19 protein-coding genes are annotated in these 19,327 nt (G+C 57.3%); 10 read left to right on the forward strand and 9 right to left on the reverse strand.

From position 1 onward, the window contains the following. Positions 1–4 precede the first annotated feature (4 nt). From mutL to L1F30_RS03330, 9 genes are all read left to right on the forward strand, one after another. Positions 5–1,885, forward strand: a complete 1,881-nt coding sequence (gene mutL, locus L1F30_RS03290) for a DNA mismatch repair endonuclease MutL (protein WP_253359357.1) — start codon at positions 5–7, stop codon at positions 1,883–1,885. Continuing rightward, the gene (miaA, locus tag L1F30_RS03295) at positions 1,885–2,853 is read left to right on the forward strand and encodes a tRNA (adenosine(37)-N6)-dimethylallyltransferase MiaA (protein ID WP_253361726.1); all 969 of its coding nucleotides are present in this window, start codon (positions 1,885–1,887) and stop codon (positions 2,851–2,853) included. Before mutL ends, miaA begins: the two co-directional genes overlap by 1 nt. 121 nt (positions 2,854–2,974) lie before the next feature. Then, on the forward strand, positions 2,975–3,235 hold the full coding sequence (hfq, locus tag L1F30_RS03300; protein ID WP_183907799.1) for an RNA chaperone Hfq: 261 nt from the start codon (positions 2,975–2,977) through the stop codon (positions 3,233–3,235). A 25-nt stretch (positions 3,236–3,260) separates the two neighbouring features. Continuing rightward, on the forward strand, positions 3,261–4,571 hold the full coding sequence (gene hflX, locus L1F30_RS03305) for a ribosome rescue GTPase HflX (RefSeq protein ID WP_253359359.1): 1,311 nt from the start codon (positions 3,261–3,263) through the stop codon (positions 4,569–4,571). Positions 4,572–4,702: 131 nt separating this feature from the next. Beyond that, the gene (hflK, locus tag L1F30_RS03310) at positions 4,703–5,848 is read left to right on the forward strand and encodes an FtsH protease activity modulator HflK (protein ID WP_253359361.1); all 1,146 of its coding nucleotides are present in this window, start codon (positions 4,703–4,705) and stop codon (positions 5,846–5,848) included. Next, complete coding sequence (gene hflC / locus L1F30_RS03315; RefSeq protein WP_253359362.1) at positions 5,848–6,726, forward strand: protease modulator HflC; 879 nt, start codon at positions 5,848–5,850, stop codon at positions 6,724–6,726. Before hflK ends, hflC begins: the two co-directional genes overlap by 1 nt. A gap of 226 nt (positions 6,727–6,952) precedes the next feature. After that, positions 6,953–7,138, forward strand: coding sequence for a DUF2065 domain-containing protein (locus tag L1F30_RS03320; protein WP_253359364.1), 186 nt, complete (start codon positions 6,953–6,955; stop codon positions 7,136–7,138). Between the two features lie 20 nt (positions 7,139–7,158). Beyond that, positions 7,159–8,346 carry an ATP phosphoribosyltransferase regulatory subunit gene (locus L1F30_RS03325; RefSeq protein WP_253359366.1) on the forward strand — a complete coding sequence of 396 codons (1,188 nt, stop codon included), beginning with the start codon at positions 7,159–7,161 and terminating at the stop codon, positions 8,344–8,346. A 13-nt stretch (positions 8,347–8,359) separates the two neighbouring features. After that, entirely contained in the window at positions 8,360–9,652 is a 1,293-nt protein-coding gene (locus L1F30_RS03330; RefSeq protein ID WP_253359368.1) for an adenylosuccinate synthase, read from the forward strand. Between the two features lie 62 nt (positions 9,653–9,714). On the opposite strand, the gene L1F30_RS03335 is transcribed toward L1F30_RS03330, so the two are convergent. The 3 genes from L1F30_RS03335 to earP all read right to left on the reverse strand — a co-directional run bounded on the left by L1F30_RS03335 (position 9,715) and on the right by earP (position 12,190). After that, the gene (locus tag L1F30_RS03335; protein WP_253359370.1) at positions 9,715–10,305 is read right to left on the reverse strand and encodes a hypothetical protein; all 591 of its coding nucleotides are present in this window, start codon (positions 10,303–10,305) and stop codon (positions 9,715–9,717) included. A gap of 158 nt (positions 10,306–10,463) precedes the next feature. Next, the gene (gene efp, locus L1F30_RS03340) at positions 10,464–11,030 is read right to left on the reverse strand and encodes an elongation factor P (protein WP_253359372.1); all 567 of its coding nucleotides are present in this window, start codon (positions 11,028–11,030) and stop codon (positions 10,464–10,466) included. A gap of 41 nt (positions 11,031–11,071) precedes the next feature. Next, positions 11,072–12,190, reverse strand: coding sequence for an elongation factor P maturation arginine rhamnosyltransferase EarP (earP, locus tag L1F30_RS03345; protein ID WP_253359374.1), 1,119 nt, complete (start codon positions 12,188–12,190; stop codon positions 11,072–11,074). A 101-nt stretch (positions 12,191–12,291) separates the two neighbouring features. Here earP and L1F30_RS03350 point away from each other — a divergent pair, with 101 nt between their 5' ends. Then, a complete protein-coding gene (locus L1F30_RS03350) occupies positions 12,292–12,771 on the forward strand; it encodes an META domain-containing protein (RefSeq protein ID WP_253359382.1) in 480 nt (159 codons plus the stop codon). Here L1F30_RS03350 and L1F30_RS03355 read toward each other — a convergent pair. From L1F30_RS03355 to trpC, 6 genes are all read right to left on the reverse strand, one after another. After that, a complete protein-coding gene (locus L1F30_RS03355) occupies positions 12,742–13,131 on the reverse strand; it encodes a VanZ family protein (RefSeq protein WP_253359384.1) in 390 nt (129 codons plus the stop codon). The genes L1F30_RS03350 and L1F30_RS03355 overlap by 30 nt on opposite strands. A gap of 7 nt (positions 13,132–13,138) precedes the next feature. Further along, complete coding sequence (locus L1F30_RS03360) at positions 13,139–14,779, reverse strand: mechanosensitive ion channel domain-containing protein (protein WP_253359386.1); 1,641 nt, start codon at positions 14,777–14,779, stop codon at positions 13,139–13,141. A 55-nt stretch (positions 14,780–14,834) separates the two neighbouring features. Further along, positions 14,835–15,467, reverse strand: coding sequence for a 2OG-Fe(II) oxygenase (locus L1F30_RS03365; protein ID WP_253359388.1), 633 nt, complete (start codon positions 15,465–15,467; stop codon positions 14,835–14,837). Between the two features lie 84 nt (positions 15,468–15,551). Beyond that, entirely contained in the window at positions 15,552–17,894 is a 2,343-nt protein-coding gene (locus tag L1F30_RS03370) for a fatty acid cis/trans isomerase (protein WP_253359390.1), read from the reverse strand. Between the two features lie 30 nt (positions 17,895–17,924). Then, positions 17,925–18,518 carry a DUF2179 domain-containing protein gene (locus L1F30_RS03375; protein WP_253359392.1) on the reverse strand — a complete coding sequence of 198 codons (594 nt, stop codon included), beginning with the start codon at positions 18,516–18,518 and terminating at the stop codon, positions 17,925–17,927. After that, positions 18,518–19,315 (reverse strand): indole-3-glycerol phosphate synthase TrpC, encoded by a 798-nt coding sequence (trpC, locus tag L1F30_RS03380; RefSeq protein WP_253359393.1) that lies wholly within the window; start codon positions 19,313–19,315, stop codon positions 18,518–18,520. Before trpC ends, L1F30_RS03375 begins: the two co-directional genes overlap by 1 nt. Positions 19,316–19,327 lie beyond the last annotated feature (12 nt).

The following is a 19,327-nucleotide window of genomic DNA, read 5'->3' on the forward strand; positions in this document are numbered from 1 at the left end:
TTTAATGACCTCTATCATCAAGTTATTGTCGCCCCGCCTTGCCAACCAGATTGCTGCCGGTGAGGTGGTAGAGCGGCCGGCATCGGTGATTAAAGAGCTGTTGGAAAACAGCATTGATGCCGGTGCCACACGGCTTGATGTGGAGGCCGAAGAAGGCGGCGTGAAACTCATGCGCGTGCGCGACAATGGCCGGGGCATCAGCCGTGAGGATTTGCCCCTGGCACTTAGCCGGCACGCCACCAGTAAAATTTACGAGCTTGATGATCTTGAGGCGGTGGGCACCCTAGGTTTTCGCGGTGAGGCGCTGGCATCTATCAGCTCGGTGTCGCGCCTGTTGATTACCGCCAACCCCACCGATGATGTCTCCCAAGGCTGGAGCGCGCGCTCGGAAGGGCGCGACATGGAAACAGAGCTCATGCCCGCGCCGCACCCGCGCGGCACCAGTGTAGAAGTGCGCGATTTATTTTTTAATACGCCTGCCCGACGCAAATTCTTGCGCACCGAAAAAACCGAATTTAATCGCCTTGAAGATGTGGTCAAGCGATTGGCGCTGTCGCATTTTGAAGTGGCCTTCAGCCTTACCCACAATGGCCGTGCCTTGCACCAGTGGCGCGCGGCGGGTTCACGCATTGAATGCGAGCGCCGCGTGGGGCAGATCTGCGGTACAGCCTTTATGGAAAATGCCCTCTACGTAGAAGTAGAGCGTGCAGGCCTCAAACTTTGGGGGTGGGTGGCGTTGCCTGCGTTTTCACGCTCCCAGGCAGACTTGCAGCATTTTTATGTGAACGGCCGCGCCATCAAAGACAAACTGGTGACCCACGCGGTGCGTCAGGCCTACCAGGATGTGCTGTTTCACGGCCGCCACCCGGCCTATGTGTTGTACCTGGAGCTGGATCCGGCCACAGTGGATGTAAACGTGCACCCCACCAAGCACGAAGTGCGCTTTCGCGATTCGCGCCTGGTACACGATTTTCTGTTCCGCACGCTGCACCACGCCCTTGCCGATGTGCGCCCGCAGGATCAACTGGCAAAGCCCGGGCAAGAGCCGCAGGTCACAGGCCCTGTGGCCGGTGAGTTTGGCCCCCAGTCAAGCTTGGGGCTGGCGGTGCCTAGCTCGCGCATACAGCCCTCGCCGGGCGCGCAAAGTTTTAGCAGAGGCCAAGTGGGCGAGCAGATGCACCACTATGGCGCGCTGCATCAAAACCAGAATTTACAACCCAGCCCTTGGCAAGGCGGCCAGAGCGCGGGCAGTGGTGTAACCGGTGCGCATGCGTGGCCTGCTGGTGGGTCTGAAGATGAAATGCCTCCGCTCGGTTTTGCCATCGCCCAGCTTAAAGGCGTGTATATTTTGGCGGAAAACGCCCAGGGCCTGGTGGTGGTGGATGCCCATGCCGCCCACGAGCGCATTACCTACGAGCGCATGAAAGCCGCCTTTGATGGCGAGGGGTTGAAAGCCCAGCCACTGCTGGTGCCGGAATCCATCCCGGTGAGTGAAAAAGAGGCGGGCCTTGCCGAAACCCACAGCGCACTGTTTGATTCGCTCGGTTTTGGCGTAGAGCGCGCCGGGCCTGAAACACTCCTGATTCGCCAGATTCCGGTGATTTTGGGGCAGGCCAAGGTGGAGCAATTGGTGCGCGATGTGTTATCTGATTTGGCAGAACACGGCACCAGCGATCGCATTCGCGAACATATCAACGAGCTACTTTCCACCATGGCCTGTCACGGCTCAGTGCGCGCCAATCGCAAGCTCTCCATTCCAGAGATGAATGCCCTGCTGCGCGACATGGAAGCCACCGAGCGCTCGGGCCAGTGCAACCACGGCAGACCCACCTGGTTTTTACAAAGTATGGATGCGCTCGACAAAATGTTTTTGCGGGGCCAATGATGCGCCCGCGCGTGATTTTCCTCATGGGCCCCACGGCCTCGGGCAAAACCGATCTGGCCATTGCCCTGCAGAACCACTTGCCCGTTGAGCTGATCAGTGTTGATTCGGCACTGGTGTACCGCGGGCTGGATATCGGCTCGGCCAAACCCAGTGCCGAAGAACAAGCGCTGGCACCGCACCGGCTTATCGATATCTGCGACCCGGCCGAGCCCTACAACGCCGGCCAGTTTGTGCAAGACGCGCTGGCCGCCATCGACGAGATTCACGCAGCCGGCAAGATCCCACTGCTGGTAGGTGGCACCATGCTGTATTTCAAAGCGCTGCTCGATGGCCTGGCCGACATGCCTGCCACGCCACCTTCGGTGCGCGCTGAGGTTGAGCGCGAGGCGGCCGAAAAGGGCTGGGCGGCCATGCATGCAGAGCTTGCCCGCATAGACCCGCAAACAGCCGCCGACCTACACCCCAATCACTCCCAGCGCATTTCCCGTGCGCTTGAGGTGTACCGCAGTTGCGGCAAAACCATGTCACAGTTGCGCGCCCAGCAACAAGCCAACGCCGGCCCTGGCTTCACCGAGCGCTTTGACCTCACCCAGCTCGCCATTGCCCCGCGCGACAGGGGCGTGCTGCATGCGCGCATTGCCGAGCGCTTTGAACGTATGCTGGCGGCAGGGTTTGATGCAGAAGTGCGCGGACTCATGCAGCGGGCGGATTTACACCCGGATTTACCCGCCATTCGGGCTGTGGGTTACCGGCAGATGTGGGCGCACTTGGCAGGCGAATACAGCCGGGCCGAAATGCTTGCCAAGGGGGTTGCGGCCAGTCGCCAACTGGCCAAGCGGCAGCTCACCTGGCTTCGAGGCTGGCCAAATCTCAATTGGGTCTATACTGACGATTCTTCCGGAAATGCGCTGCCACATAAAGAAATTGTGCGGCAGGCCTTGAACTGTCTGGGGGTTGCAACCATATAATGGGCAGTAGTGTGCCTGTTTTGGTGCATTTGTCAGTTATTTCGCTTGCAGTTGCGCCCACCACAATATGTGTGGATGGGGTATTCGCAACCTTTATTTGTTGATTATAAGGAGAATAAACATGTCAAAAGGGCATAGCTTACAAGACCCTTATTTGAATGTTTTGCGCAAAGAACGTATTCCCGTATCGATCTATTTGGTTAACGGAATCAAGTTGCAAGGCCAAGTAGAGTCTTTTGACCAATTTGTTGTGTTGCTGAAAAACACCGTAAGCCAAATGGTTTATAAGCACGCAATTTCCACAGTTGTACCCTCTCGCGCTGTCCGCGTACCCATGCTGAACCCAGCAGAAGGTGAGCAGGAAGAAGGCGCAGAGGACTAAAAGGGCCTAAAGCTCAGGAGCTATCTTGTTCTTTGAACGACCCGATTCCGGTGAACTGGCAGTGCTGGTTCACCTGGATTTCAACCTCAAACTCGATGTAAACGACCCCCGTGAATTTGAAGAGCTGGTGCTATCTGCCGGCGGAGACCCTGTGGCGTTGCTCACGGGTAAGCGCCCCGCACCCGATGCAAAAACCTTCATGGGTAGTGGCAAATTACAGGAACTGAAAGATCTGGTTACGCTGCATGAAGCGCAACTGGTGATCTTCAACCACAACCTGTCGCCGAGCCAAGAGCGCAACCTCGAACGTGAACTGAAATGCCGTGTGCTAGACCGCACAGGGTTGATTCTCGATATTTTTGCCCAGCGTGCACGCACCCATGAGGGTAAGTTGCAAGTTGAGCTGGCGCAGTTGCGCCATATGTCTACCCGCCTTGTGCGGGGCTGGACCCACCTCGAGCGCCAGAAGGGCGGTATTGGCCTGCGCGGCCCCGGTGAAACCCAGCTTGAAACAGACCGCCGGTTATTGCGTGGCCGCATCAGCTTTATCGAGTCGCGCCTGGAGGCCGTGCGGCGCCAGCGCGATCAGGCCCGGCGCTCGCGCACCCGTGCCGACATTCCCACTGTGTCTTTGGTGGGCTACACCAACGCCGGCAAATCTACCTTGTTCAATCACCTCACCAACGCCGAGGTGTACGCCAAAGATCAATTGTTCGCCACCCTAGACCCCACCATGCGCCGGGTAGAGCTGCAAGACGTGGGCGCAGCGGTGCTGGCCGATACCGTGGGTTTTATCAGCCACTTACCGCACAAGTTGGTAGAGGCCTTTCGCGCCACACTGGAAGAGGCCGCCAATGCCACGCTGCTGTTGCACGTGATTGATGCGCCCAGTGAGGAGCGTCAGCGCAACATCGAGGAAGTGGAGTTGGTGTTGGAAGAAATCAACGCCCATGAATTGCCGCAGCTGAAGGTCTATAACAAGATTGATCTGCTGGAAGACTTCGCACCGCGCATTGACCGCAACGACCAGGGTGAGCCCGTGGCTGTGTGGCTGTCGGCCCAAACCGGTGCCGGCACCGACCTGTTGTTACAGGCCATTGCCGAGCGCCTGGGTGAAGAAATTGTGCACCAGCGCGTCACCTTGCCGGTGCAGTGGTCGCGCCTGCGCGCGCGCCTGTATCAACACAATGCCGTGTTAGATGAGGCCAGTGGCGAAGACGGCTCGTATGAGTTGGATGTACGCATTGGCCGGGTGGATTTGATGCGCCTGCTGAGCGCTGAGCACATTGCCCTGGCGGAATCGCCCTGGCGCAATTTGACGGTGGTAAATCACTAGCGCGCCTGCGGGAAAACAATCGCGCCAACAGATCGGCGCGGTTCATAAAAGCTTGATACACTGCCGCCCCACAGCGTTCGCGTAAAGCCCGCGATGGGCGGCAACATTTTTTTATCTGATGGAGACTGACTATGGCTTGGAATGAGCCCGGTGGTAACAATCAGGACCCTTGGGGCGGTCGCAAAGGCGGCAAGAACGATGGTCCTCCAGACTTGGACGAAGCGCTGCGCCGCTTTCAGGAAAAGCTCGGCGGTTTATTCGGCAACGGCGGTGGCAGCAGCAATAATGCAGGCCCAGGCTTCAGCGCGGGCTTCTTTGGCGCCGTGTTTTTTATCGCCCTGATTGTGTATGGCCTGTTTGGCTTCTACAAGGTGGATGAACAGGAAAAGGCCGTAGTGCTGCGCTTTGGCTTGTTCCACGAAGAAAAAGGTTCGGGCTTGCGCTGGAACCCGCCGCTGGTTGATAACGTGGCCAAAGTGAATGTGACCCGCGTGCGTCTGCACAGTGCCAAGGCCACCATGCTCACCGAAGATTTGAACATCGTTGATGTCAATTTGTCGGTGCAGTACTCCATTCTGAACGCCAAAGATTTCGTGATTAACGTGCGCAACCCCGAGAACAGCCTGCGCGAGGCCACCGATTCGGCCCTGCGTCACGTGATTGGGTCAACGGTGATGCACGAAGTGCTGACCGAAGGGCGTACCCAGATTGCCGTAGACGTGAAAGATCGTTTGCAGGTGTACCTGAACGACTATGGCACCGGCATCCATGTGGAAACCGTCAACATGGAAGACGCGCTGCCACCCCAGCAGGTGAAAGCCGCGTTTAACGATGTGAACAAGGCCCGTGAAGACGAAGAGCGCTTCAAGAACGAGGCCCAGGCCTACTTGAATGGCGTGGTGCCAGAAGCCCGTGGTAAGGCCCAGCGCATCATCGAAGAGGCCAATGCCTACAAATCCCGTGTGATTGCAGAATCTACCGGTGAGGCCTCGCGCTTTGAGCAGCTGTTGGTGGAGTACAAAAAGGCGCCCAAGGTAACCCGTGATCGCCTGTACCTGGATGCCATCGAGTCGGTAATGAGCGCAAGCTCCAAAATCATGGTGGATGTAGAAGGCGGCAATAACATGATGTACCTGCCGTTAGATCAAATCACCAAGCAGCGCCAGAGCGCCATTGATAGCACTGAAATTTCACCAGAGGTGATTCGTGAAGTGAGCAACCGCGTCATGGATCAACTGCGCCGTGAAGCGGCGTCTAGCCGTCGGGAGGTTCGCTAATGAACGGTAAGTCGTTATTAGGTTTGGCCGTTGTGGCCGTCGGCGTGCTGGTGGCCAACGCCACCTTGTTTGTGGTGAAAGAAACCGAGCGGGCGGTACTGCTTGAGTTCGGTAAGATGTCGCCGGAAGAAATTACCCCGGGCCTGCATTTCAAGTGGCCCATTAAAGACGACGTGCGCAAGTTTGATGGCCGCGTACTCACCCTGGATACCCACCCGCAGAACTTTCTGACGGTAGAGAAGAAGGGCATGATCGTTGACTACTTCGCCAAATGGCAGATCAAAGACGTGCACAAATTCTACACCGCCACCGGCGGCGATGAAGCCACGGCTGATCGGCTGCTGGCCCAGCGCATCAACGAAGGCCTGCGCAACCAGTTTGCCCAGCGCTCTTTGCTGGAAGTGGTCAGTGGCGAGCGCGATGAACTGATGGATCAGCTCACCGATCATCTCGATGAGTTCAGCCGTACATCGCTCGGCATTGAAGTGATTGACGTGCGGGTAAAACAGATCGAACTGCCGCCGGAAGTGAGTGGTTCGGTTTACAACCGCATGACCTCCGAGCGTGAGCGCGAAGCCCGCGAACACCGCTCGAAGGGTAAAGAGCAGGCCGAATTCATTCAGGCCGACGCCGACCGCCAGGTGGTGGTGATTGAATCTGAAGCCTATCGCGATGCCGAGCGCATTCGCGGTGAAGGTGATGCAATCGCTGCGGCCACCTACGCCAATGCTTACAATAAAGATCCGGAGTTCTACACCTTCGTGCGTAGCCTCCATGCCTACAAGCAGACCTTTAAAGATAAGCAAGACATCATGCTGGTAGATCCCGATAGCGAGTTCTTCCGCTACCTGAAGGATGCCCAGGGCAAGAACAAGTAAGGCGTAGAATCCATACGCCTTTTTGTTCAACATTCACCCAGAAAGGGTGGTAGAATGCGCCCCTTTCGGTGATCGCCCACACAAGCGAGATGAAATCACCGGGCCAAGTGCCCGGTTTTTTTGTGTGAAAAAAGCCTTGGCTTGTTAACTGTTGCGTAATATTGCACGGTTTTCGTGAAAAGTGTCTTGGTTTTACAGGTTTGTGGGCATTAATAGCTAGTGAGTTATGTGGGAAGATTTGGCAAAAGCGTTTTGTCTGATGTTGGTGCTCGAGGGCATCATCCCTTTCCTGAACCCGGGCCGCTGGCGCAGCCTGGTGGCAACCATGGCTACCGTTAACGATCGCCAACTACGAATTATGGGGCTGGCCAGCATGCTGGTTGGCGCCGGACTCCTGTACATCATTAAGTAAACGAGAAGGCCCCACGCGTCATGACGAATGCTGATCGATGGTTGCTGCCCGATGGTATTGCCGAAATTTTGCCGGCCCAGGCCGAAGATATCGAACAACTGCGCCGGGATATGCTCAACCTCTACCATCGCTGGGGTTACGACCTGGTGATTCCGCCGGTACTGGAATTTACCGATTCACTGCTAACAGGCCTAGGCCAGGATCTGGATCTGCTCACCTTCAAGGTGACCGATCAGCTCTCTGGCCGCTCCATGGGTATTCGCGCTGACATCACGCCGCAAACCGCCCGCATGGATGCCCACTCCTTTAAGCGCGAAGGCGTTAACCGCCTGTGTTACGCAGGCCACGTGGTGCACACCCGCCCCAAGAGCCCGCTGGCTACCCGCACGCCCATTCAGGCAGGTGTTGAGCTGTATGGCGAGCCCGGCTTGAGTGCCGATATTGAAGTGGTGTCGCTGTTGCTGGAATCGCTGCAAACAGCCGGCGTGACCGAGCTTAATATCGACCTTGGGCACGTGGGTATTTACCGTGCGCTGGCCAAAGCCGTGGGCTTAAATAACACCCAAGAGCTGGCGCTGTTTGAGTTGCTGCAACAAAAAGCTGTGAGCGATATCGACCGCTGGGTAGCCGCAGAAATCGCCCAGCCGGGTGTGGCCCAGCTGATTCGCAAGCTGCCGGCCCTGTGCGGTGGCATTGACGTGTTGGCCGAGGCCCGCGCGCTCTTTTCGCGCTTTGTGCCCGATGCCCTGCAAGCTATAGATGAGCTGAACCAGTTGGCCGAAGTAATTGGCGAGCGCTACCCCAAGGCCAACCTCTATTTTGATATCAGCGAATTGCGCGGCTATCACTACCACACAGGTGTGGTGTTTGCGGCCTTCGCACCGGGCTATGGCGATGCCATTGCCAACGGCGGCCGCTACGATCACATAGGTGAAGTGTTTGGCCGCGCACGCGCAGCCACTGGCTTTGCCGTAGATTTAAGTGCACTGAATGCACTCGGCAACACCGTAGGCCAGCTAGAGCCCGGCATTTTAGCGCCCGAACCCGCAAGTGCCGAAGCCTGGGCCGCCGTGCAGGCGCTGCGCCAGCAAGGTGAGCGGGTTGTGTGTGTATTGAGCGACAGCTCATTGGTACGCGAAGAATTAAATTGTGACCGCGAGCTGGTGCTCGAGCACGGTCAATACCAGGTTAAACCACTTAGTCAGTAAAGGTTATTTCGTCATGGGCAAAAACGTCGTTGTATTGGGCACCCAGTGGGGTGACGAGGGCAAGGGCAAGATCGTTGATCTGCTTACCGATCAGGTCTCCATCGTGGCTCGCTTTCAGGGCGGTCACAACGCCGGTCACACACTGGTCATCAACGGTAAGAAAACGGTTCTGCACCTGATTCCCTCCGGCATTCTGCGCGAAGGCGTCTCCTGCCTGATCGGCAATGGCGTGGTGCTGTCACCCGAGGCCCTGATGACCGAAATGAAAGGTCTGGAAGACAGCGGCGTGCCCGTGCGCGAGCGCCTGCGCCTGTCGCCTGCCTGCCCGTTGATTTTGCCCTACCACGTAGCGCTTGATCAGGCCCGCGAAGCCGCCAAGGGCGACGCCAAAATCGGCACCACCGGGCGCGGCATTGGCCCGGCCTATGAAGATAAGGTAGCCCGCCGTTCACTGCGCCTGGGTGATCTGTTCGTGCCAGAGCGCTTTGAGGCCAAGTTACGTGAAGTCATGGAACTGCACAACTTCACCCTTACCGAGTACTACAAGGTGCCGGCGGTTGATGTAGAGGAAGTACTGGCGCTGGCGAGTCAGTGGGCGGTTGAACTCAAGCCCATGGTGGCCGATGTCACCGACTTGCTGCACACCGCCCGCGAGCGCGGTGAAGGCATCTTGTTTGAAGGCGCACAGGGCTCGCTTTTGGATATCGACCACGGCACCTACCCCTTTGTGACGTCATCCAATACCACCGCCGGTGGCACCGCCACAGGTTCCGGTTTTGGCCCGCTGTATCTCGACTATGTGCTGGGCATTACCAAAGCCTACACCACGCGCGTGGGCTCAGGCCCATTCCCCACCGAGCTTGATTGCGAAGTGGGCGAGCACCTGGGTGTGAAAGGCCACGAGTTTGGTGCCACCACCGGGCGCAAGCGCCGCACCGGCTGGTTTGATGCGGTAGCCGTGCGCCACGCCATTCGCATCAACTCCATGTCGGGCATGTGCCTCACCAAGCTCGATGTGTTAGACGGGCTGGAAACCGTGAAGGTGTGCGTAAGCTACCAGAATGCCCAGGGTGAAACCGTGGGTGTGCCTTGCGATGCCGAGGGTTGGGCAGAAGTTGTGCCGGTGTATGAATCTATGCCCGGTTGGAGCGAAAGCACCGTGGGTGTTACCACCCTTGAAGGCCTGCCGCAAAATGCGCGCAACTACATTTCGCGGTTGGAAGAGCTCACCGGTGCGCCTATAGATATTGTGTCTACCGGCCCGGATCGCGTTGAAACCATTGTGTTGCGCCACCCGTTTGCGTAAACGCCTGAGCCTTTACAAGAAAAAGCCCGGCAATGCCGGGCTTTTTTGTGCCTGTGCAGGTTCTATTTAATGGCGGCAATGTGTTCCTGCTGCCAGTTGTATACCGTGTGCCAATCCACCAGTTTTTCACTTTTGCCATTGTGAATGCGCATGGCGATGACGTCGGCGTTTTTATCGCCCACAACCGCCACCACAAAAATCTCCCGCCCCGCGGCACCTTTGCCTTTGGTGTCTAGGCTGTATAAGAGCGTCCAGCCGCGGGCTTTGGCCTGCTGATTGATGTCGGCGCAGCCATCGGTGCCCTTATAGACATGCGCACCCCAAGCGTGGCCATCCGGATCGCGCCACAGCTGGAATATACAGCCCGAAAAGCCGCCACTGGCCAACACCTTTACGGTGTCGGCTTTGGCGAGTGCGGTTTTTTGATCCTGAAAGTTGATGTATTTGGCGCCGACATTTTCAATGCTGGCATTAAAGCCAAGGCCCAGGCCGTTGGCCGCGTTGGTATTGAGTTGGCAGCTGTAGAAATCTTCCACGCCCTTGTTGGGGAAGGTCGCGTGGGTGCGGGTGGTCCAGGCGGCATTGGCGCCCTGATTATTGAAATAGATCAGATGTTTGCCGCGCGCAACCACGGTATCGGCGTTAATGGTCATGTGCTTTCCTTGCGTTAACGGGCGTTGAGCCAAGGGTGGAATCAGTGCGCGCAGTGTAGCTTGGCTGGGTGCCGGGCAGGTTTTAACCTGTACGCCAGTGCGTTAAATAGCAGGCATAAAAAAACCGGCTTGCGCCGGTTCTTTTTGCCTGCAAGGGATCAGCCCTTGGCGCGGCCTTTGAACTCGCCAGTGCGGGTATCGATCTCGATGGCTTCACCGATCTCAATAAAGGCTGCAACCTGCAGCTCGTAACCGTTGTCGAGCTTGGCCACTTTCATCACCTTGCCAGAGGTGTCGCCACGGGCGGCGGGCTCTGTGTAGGCCACGGTGCGCACGATGGTGGTAGGCAGTTCAATAGAGATCGCCTTACCTTCGTAGAACACCGCTTCGCAGGTTTCCTGCATGCCATCAACGATGAAGTTGGCGGTTTCGCCGAGGTTTTCTTTTTCAACGTCGATCTGGTTGTACTCTTCGTCCATAAACACGTAGAGCGGATCGGCGAAGTAGGAGTAGGTTACTTCCCTGCGCTCAAGAATGATGGGCTCGAGCTTGTCGTCGGCCTTGAACACGGGCTCTTGGGAGGCGCCGGTGATCAGGTTCTTTAACTTCATTTTGCAAACAGCAGCGTTGCGACCGGATTTGTTGAATTCCGATTTCAGGACGACCCAGGCCTGACCATCGAGGTTCATAACCTGGCCGGCGCGGAACTCTTGAGCAGTTTTCATAGCATATTCACCGAAATTTAAGGCGTTAAAAACGCGCAGTACTATACCTCATTGGTGCAAAAATGCACGATATTTGAGGCCAAATTACCGTGGCCGAGCATTTCTTCGCGCCAGCATTGGGCCTGTTCGGAAAGCGCTGGCAAGGCCGCCAGCAGCGCGGGCCAGGGCGGGGTTGCCGGGCGCTCTGGCTGGTTCCAGACTGCGTGCGCCTGGGTGAGTGTATGGGCAAGTGCTGCCGGTGCCGCCCGGGTGTAGAGCGAAAGAAAGGCGGCCAGCTTGTCCAGGTGGGCGGCTGCCTCTTGCGGGTAGATGTGCCACACAAAGGGCCGGCCCAGCATTTGGGTGCGCACGAAGGAGTCTTCACCGCGCACAAAGTTGAGATCACACAGCGCCAGCAGGCGGTCGTACTCGGGTTGCTGTAAAAAGGGCAGGCCCACCAGGGTGAGTTGGCCACGGGCAAGCTTCTGGCCTACAGCCAGCGGCTCGCCTAGCCAAGCGTTAACGCCTGCCTCCATGCGCCCGCGGGGTACGGCCAGCACGCAGGGCACAGGGCTTGCCGCCAGGCTGTCGAGCAGGGCGGGCAGAGCCGGGTTTTCGTAGCTGAATAGGCTAAGGGTTGGGCCATCAACGCCGGGCAGGCCAAGCTGCTGGCGCCACTGTGCGCGGGTGTGGTCATCGGCCGTGGCGAGCCCGGCAAGCGCGGGTTCACACAGCAGGCCGCCGGTACCGGCCTCAAAGCCTGGAAAGAAAAACGTTTTTTTAAGCCCATGCACGGGCGATTTACTTAAGTGGTAGTCCTTTACCCAGGCCTCGGCGCTCAGGTATTCGAGGTTTAGCCAGTGGGGCTTGTGGCTTTTCATGGCCTGAATATAGGGCGTGGGCAGATCGCAACCAAAGGCTTCAATCACCACGTCTGCGGGTGCGCAGTCGGGCAGTGGGTCGCACCAGTGGCGCACCTCAATGCCCTCTACGGTTTGCAGGCCGAGGGCGGGGTTTATGGCCTTACACAGCGCCTGAAAGCTTGCCAGGTCGTCCACAAACAGGCACACCACGCACTCATGTTGATGCGCCAATTGGCGGGCCAGGCGCCAGCAGACGCCAATATCGCCAAAATTATCGATAACCCGGCAGAAAATGTGCCAGCATTTGGGGGTGTTCATGGCGCCTCCTCACAGAGCGGGCATTATATCCAGTTGAACGTTTGGGCCACTAGCTCGTCTTAGCAGCCTTGAGGCTTACAACTTTTTCAGGAGGTATTTCAATGGGTTTACGCAGGCTTGCAGTGGCGGCATTGTGGTTAGGGGTACTTGGCGGTTGTGGTGCCGTGGTGGATGAAAGCACCGGCCCGTCTGCGGCGCAGGCTCCGCTCACCCTGGCAGATTTGGCCCACCGGCGTTGGGTGTTGCAAACCATCAATGATGAACCTGTGGCCAGTAAATCTTTGGGTACCTACGACAAGGGCATAGCGCCCGAGCTCGATTTTGGCGAAACGCCGCATGTGGCGGGCTTTGCCGGTTGCAACCGCTACCGGGGCAATGCGCAATTAAGCGAGGCGGGTGAGTTTCAGGTGGCGCGCTTGGCAACCACTATGATGATGTGTCCGCAAGCCGCGATGGCACTGGAAAAGCGGTTTACGGCCCTGTTGGAAACCGGCGCCCGGCTTACCATTGAGGGCCAATACTTAAGCCTTACCCACAACGACGAGCGCTGGTTATTCCGCATTGCCGACTGGGTGCAGTAGGCGCTCAATCCAGCGATCGAGATGGCTGAAAAGGGCGATAAATGCCACAAGCCCCGTGGCAATGCCCAGGCCATTGGCTAGCAGATCGCGCCAGTCGAAACTGCGGGTGGGCACAAAATACTGGCCCACTTCAATGGCAAAGGAATAGCTAAACAGCAGCAGAAATGCCTGCCACAGTTTTTGCGTGGGCAATGCCAGGCGAATGGAGCAACCGGCCACGGCGTAGCCTAAAAAGTGCAGCACCAAATCGTTACTGGCGCTCAGCACTTCACCGGGGTAGGGCACAAGCCCAAGCCAGGTGAAAATCATCAGTAACAGGGCAAACTGCACGCGTTTGCTCAGGTGGTAAATCTGCTGCATGGTGCGCTTACTTCTCGGTGGTTTGGTAAATATGTACATCGCGCTGGGGGAAGGGAATACTGATGCCTTCAGCGTCGAACCGTTTTTTCACAGCCCGGGTCACATCCCAATACACATCCCAGTAGTCTTCGGTGTTAACCCACGGGCGCACAACAAAATCCACGCTGGAATCGTTCAGTGTGTGCAATCGCACAATGGGTTCGGGCTCACTCAGCACCTTATCGTGGTCTGCCAAAATACTGTTGAGCACTTTTTCGGCTTGGTCTATGTCGTCTTGGTAGCCAATGCCGAATACCATATCTACCCGGCGCTGGTTTTGTGCGGTGACATTGCGAATCACATCGCCCCAGATTTTATTGTTGGGCACCACCAGGGTTTGGTTGTCGAAGGTAAGAATAGTGGTAGACACCAAGTTCATGCTGCGCACCTGGCCTTTGATGCCGGCAGCCTCAATAACATCGTCTACATCAAAGGGGCGGTAAATTAAAATCATCATGCCCGAGGCGAAGTTGCCGAGCGTATCTTGCAGGGCAAAGCCCACAATAAAACCTGCCACACCCAGGCCGGCGAGAATGGGCCCCACCGACACACCCAGCTGGCCCAGGCCAATTAAGACGCCGATAAACAACACCAGGCGGCCGGTGAGTTTTACCAGCATGTCTTCCATGAGCGATGACATGCGCACGTTCGAGCGGCGCAGGCTCTTATGCAAAAGCTTCGACGCCCAGCGCGAGAGCAAATAGAAAATGCCGATGATGGCAAAAAATACCACCAGCTTGAAAAATACCGCAGCGCCATTGTGCTTGATGAAATCTACCGTATCGGCAAGCCACGCCTGGGCCAGCCGTTTGATGAGATTGGCATCCAGAATATCGGCGGTAATGTCGCCGGTGGTGCGAATTAACAGTTCCTGGTAGCGCTCGGTTTCCAGCTTGTTGTCACGCATTAGCGCGATGACCACTCGCAAACTGTTTGTGATCAGCGCGAGTTTTTCATCCTGTGCCTGTTTGCGTGCTTTGGTGTCTGCGTCGTCCGGGCGGTTTTCAAGGTGCAGGGTGGCGTTTTCAATGGCGCGTTGGGTGAGGCTCACTTGGCCTGCCAGAATTTCCGCGCGCTGGTGCAGGGCCTGGTTTAGAAATTCCTGGGAATCTTTGTTGTTAAGGGATAAATCCGCCAAATTTTCCACGTGTTGGCTGAGCGCAGTCAGGCCGGTATCAATAAACTGGTTGTGCTCGCGAAAGGCCGCCAGCCACTCAACAGAGAGCGGCTCGAATTTGCCATCTAGGGTATCTATGGCCTTTTGGCGTTGCTCAATGGCGCGCCTGATGTGTGGCCCCAAGCGCAGTAACTTGGGCGCCAGCTGCTGTGTGACCTGACTTACATCAAGGCCCGCCTCACGGTCTTCGCGCAGTGCCAGCGCCAGCTCGTCGTACACATTCAGCAGCCGTAGGTGGCGCTCTGCCAGGCGAATGTTTAACGATGACTGGCTCTCGCCGCTGAGGTGATCGCGCTCGGTGCGCAGCTGTTCTATTTCGCTGCGTAGGCTTTCGGATTTTTCAATGAGCTCCAGTGTGCCTTGGGATTGGGCCAGGCAAACATTGCCAAGGCTTATGCCCAATAAAAGTATCATCCATGTCAGGCGTGGCATTCGCTGTCCTCTGTTGTGAGTTTACGCCCGTTATTCAAGCATACTTTTATGGCACTTACAGGGGGTTGGCGGTTTCAATATTGCGGCGAAACCAGCCGGCAATGGAATAGCGGTCAGTGTGCGCGGGCAGTACTTCATGGGGGAAGCGCTCGCTCCAAAACAGCAGCAGGTCGCCCCCGGCGGGTTGGATGTGGTTGATGATTCGGGCCTCGTCTGTGTCGCTGTAAAGCACCAGCTCGCCGCCATCACCTGGCGCCCAGTGGGGGTTGAGGTAGCACACACTGGTGAGCACCCGCGCGCCACGCCCGCGCAGGGCATCTACATGTTTGCGGTAAAAGGCACCGGGCGGGTAGTGGGCAAAGTGCGCCTCGTATTCAAACAAGCCGGCAAACAGGGCGCGGTTTACCTGGGTGCGAATCTGCTCCATGGCGGCCAGATAATCCTGCTGCGGGCCGGTATCGCCCTGCATCCAAATGGTGTGATCGCGGCGGATGTTGCTCTCGGTTTGGCCGGCCAGGCCCACGCCCGCGCGGCGCCAGTCTTCACTTTGCATGGCCTCCCAGCGCAGGCCGGCCACTTGTTCGGCCGACAAAAAGCCCGGCAAAAGCGCCCAGCCCTGTTCGCTCAGGGCATCGATGTAGTTATCGTCCCAGCCGCCCGGGCCGGATGTTGTGGTGGCAATACTCATGGGGCCTTCCCTCAATCGGCGCGCGATTGTAGGGCCAGCCTTTGCATGGGTACAGCGGTATTTTCAGCGCAGGCCTGGGCCGGCTTAGCGGTTTTCCAGGCGGTTGTAGTCGAGCAGCCCGAAAGTGTGCGGGTTTTGCTCGCCAAACAGCTGGTGCACTTGATCGCTCAGGGCCCAGAACCCCGGGTTATTGCGGCGCACGCCGTACTGGCTCATCAACTTGCCGTAGGCCTGTTCGCCATCGAGTGCCTGTATGGCGTTGGCAAAGGCCGGGATTTGCGTGCTTTTAATGCGATAAAACGCATTGGGGTAATAAGTGGCCACGCCCTGGGCCAGGGTCAGGGTATCTTCTTCAGGCAGCCGGTTGCGGTTTTCCAGCAGCAGGCTTGTGATATTGCGGTGGGCCTTGTTGAGAATCAGCGTTACCAGCACAGGTTTGAAGGGCGCGGGCTGCTCGATCAACAGCAGGCTTGTGTCGGGTAGCCACTGCAGGTGTTCGCCGGTTTGTTTTTGCAGCGCGGCCAGCGCCTTTTGGGTGGCACCTTCTAAACGCGGGTTGCCGAGCAGGTCGTATTCGAGGTTGCGCACGCCATCGAGGTGGCTTTTTAAGCGCTCCAGCAACTCCGATTTGTGGTCAGGCGTTTTGTAGCGAACCTGGGTTTGCCATACCTGATCCAGTTCCAGGGCCTTGAAGTAGGTCTCGGCGTCTTCATGGGCGCCGCGGTACCAAAAATCCAGCTCGCGCTTGGCGGTTTCGCTGGGTAGTAAGCCCAGAAAGTTTTGCTCGCCTTCCATGCGCAGGAAATCCATGTAGGTGCGCGTGAGTAACTGGTGGCCCACATTGCCATACACATCAAAGCCTGCCACCAGCAGGTAGTGAATGCGCTCGAGCAGCGGGTAGGTAATCACCCAGGCAGTTTTCGGGTGCTCGCCCACCAAGCCTTTGAGCACGGCCGAGCTGTCGAAGTGGCGCACCACTGTGAGGGCGGCGTTATCGTTGTGGCCGTCGCCCTGCCAGATCATTTCAAGGCTGGGGCCCTTGTAGGCCTGCAGGTTGTCTTTGATGAGTTGATTGCGCGCCTTTAAATATTGCCGCTGATGTTTGGCGTAGGTAATCCAGCCAGTGGCGCCGGTGGTGCTGTCGCGCTCGGCAGGCATGTTGAGATTGTCGCTGTTGTTGGCCAGAAAGCCTGCGAAGTCGGCAATGTCGGGGTATTCCGGGTCTACAAAAAACACCCAGAATTGATCGTTAATTACATTAAGCGCGGTTTGGCCGCGGCACACAGGGCCTTTAATAAAGCCCATAATCGTAAATTGCGCCTCTTCCAGCATGAACCGGTAGCGGGCTTTAATGGGCAGTGCCTCAAAGGCCTTAAAGGGGTTGGCGGCAATTTCCGGGGCGTAGCCCGGCAAGGATTTCACGCTGAAATCGGCGTCGATAAACCATTGCTTCCAGCGCGCCAGGCGCGCGTCATCCAGCCGGTAGGGCAGGTGATTTTTGAGAACCAGGCTGTCTACATTGAGCTGCAGGCGGTAATACACACGCCCTGTGCCCGGGTCGTCAAATGGGCGGCGGCTGGCAATGTAGGCGATGGGTTCACCGGGCGGTGTGGCCGAGCGTACAAGCTTGAAAAACTGGCGGCTTTCACCGCCGTCAAAGTGGATGTTGGCCAGAAACAAGTGCTCGTAAATGTAGCGGCCCATTAGCCGGGCTTTGTTGCTGTTGCCGTTTAAAAAGGCCTCCCAGCGGGTTACTTCATCGTTGAAGTTGTGTCGGCTGGGGTCGGCCATGGGCGCGCCCTGCTCCAGCCAGGCGGCCAGGGTTTTGTGTTCGGCAGCTGAAATGGCCGGCAAGCCGTAGGGCATGCCGGCTAATGGAAAGCGTTGGGCGTAGGTGTCGAACTCATCGGCACTTGGGCAGCTTTGGTTGCGGTCTATGGTGAAGTCGAAGGTGTCGGGCAGCGGGCCCTCGGTGGGCATCTGGGTTTTTTGCTTGAGCGCCAGCATCTGGTACATCACGCTGCCCACCTGATTGGCGCTTTTTACCTGGGCGCGCTCGTTCAGTACCGGGAAGAAACCTTTGTCACGCCACTCGGCGGTTGTGTGGGCATCTTTGTGCAGGCGGGTGAGTTCGGCTGCCAGCAAGCGCGTGCCATCGTACACTTTGGTGCGGTTGGCGCCGCGCGCAAGGCCTGCGGCAGATTCGAGTTTCAGCTGGCAGGGCGCATCGTAACAGCCGTGGCACACAATACAGCGCTGCTCGAGTATCGGCTTTACCTCAGCCTGGAACACCTTTGCATCGGCTTCTGAAGGCGCGAGCCTGCGGGCCGGGTCACTTGGGCCATAGCGCTGGTCCAGCGGGCTTGCCAGCAATAAGCTGCAGCCGGTAACGAGGGCCAGCACCAAAGGGAACAGAAATTTAGGCATCGCACTCTCGCTGCTTGAATAATCAGCGCGCTACTTGCGTTTGCCGATGACCCGCCAGCCGGCGTTGATCAGGGGCTTTTCGTCGCTGAGCAACTGCGCCACGTGGAATTGTTTTTTAATGTCTGAGGTAGTGTAAAACGCTTTTGGGTCTAATTGGGCTATAAGTTGGCACAAGGCGGGTACGCGTTTGCGGCTTTCAGAGATCAACAATATCTCTACATCTTTGCCATCGTCGAAGCGCGCGGCCAGCTCGATTACGGAGTAGTCGTGCGCACGCAGGGCCTCTGCCAGGCAGATATCGGGGTTATCGGTAACTACCCGCACCAGCTCCCGGCCCATGGCGAGCTTGGCTTCCAGTGTGATGCCTACATAGTTGCCGGCGGCAAAACCGCCCGCGTAGGCGACGGCCAAATGCCATTGGTCCAGGTGGGTAATCACCTGGCTTGCGGCCACTATCCACAGCAGTACTTCAAAAAAGCCCACAAGTGCCGAAAGTGCGCGGTAGCCCCGAAAAACCATCAGGGTGCGCAGGGTGCCCAGGCTTACATCGGTAAGGCGCGCAAAGAAAATGGCTGCACACAGCAGCGCCGGGTGCTGGTGTAAAAACGCCAGCAGCTCGGTCATTAGTTGAACATTTCCATCAAGCGGCGGCCTGGCTCTTCATCGCGCATGAACGCCTCACCCACCAGAAAGCTGTTCACATTGTGCCCGCGCATGATTTTCACATCGTCAATATTGTGAATGCCCGATTCACTCACCACAATGCGCGTCTCATCAATATGGGGCAGCAGTGCGAAGGTGGTTTCCAGGCTGGTTTCGAAGGTGTGCAGGTTGCGGTTGTTAATGCCGATTAACTTGTTGGGTAAATCCAGCGCCAGATCCAGCTCGGCGCGATCGTGCACTTCTACCAGCACATCCATGCCCAATTCGAGCGCGGTTTGGTTCAGGCTTACCAGTTGTTGTTTATCCAGCGCGGCCACAATCAGCAAGATGCAGTCTGCGCCAATGGCTCGGGCCTCTACCAGCTGGTAGTCGTCGATGATGAAATCTTTGCGAATCACGGGCAGGTTGCTGGCGGCGCGGGCCTGTTTGAGGTAGTCCTCATGGCCTTGAAAGAAATCGGCATCGGTCAGCACAGATAAACAGGCGGCACCGCCTTTGGTGTAGCTTTTGGCGATTTCCGTTGGGTCAAAGTTTTCCCGAATCACGCCTTTAGACGGCGAGGCCTTTTTAATTTCGGCAATAACCGCGGCTTCCTGATTGGCCAGCTTGCGCTCAATGCTGTTTACAAAGCCACGGGGTGCACTTTGGTGCTTGGCCTCGTTCAGCAGCTGTTGGGTGCCAGCCTTGCGCGAGCGCTCGGCAATTTCTTCTTTCTTGCGCGCTAGAATGTTGCGCAGCACTGTGGGAGTTGCAGACATAATAAAACCTGT

Source organism: Simiduia sp. 21SJ11W-1 (genome assembly GCF_024138675.1).
GTDB lineage: Bacteria > Pseudomonadota > Gammaproteobacteria > Pseudomonadales > Cellvibrionaceae > Simiduia.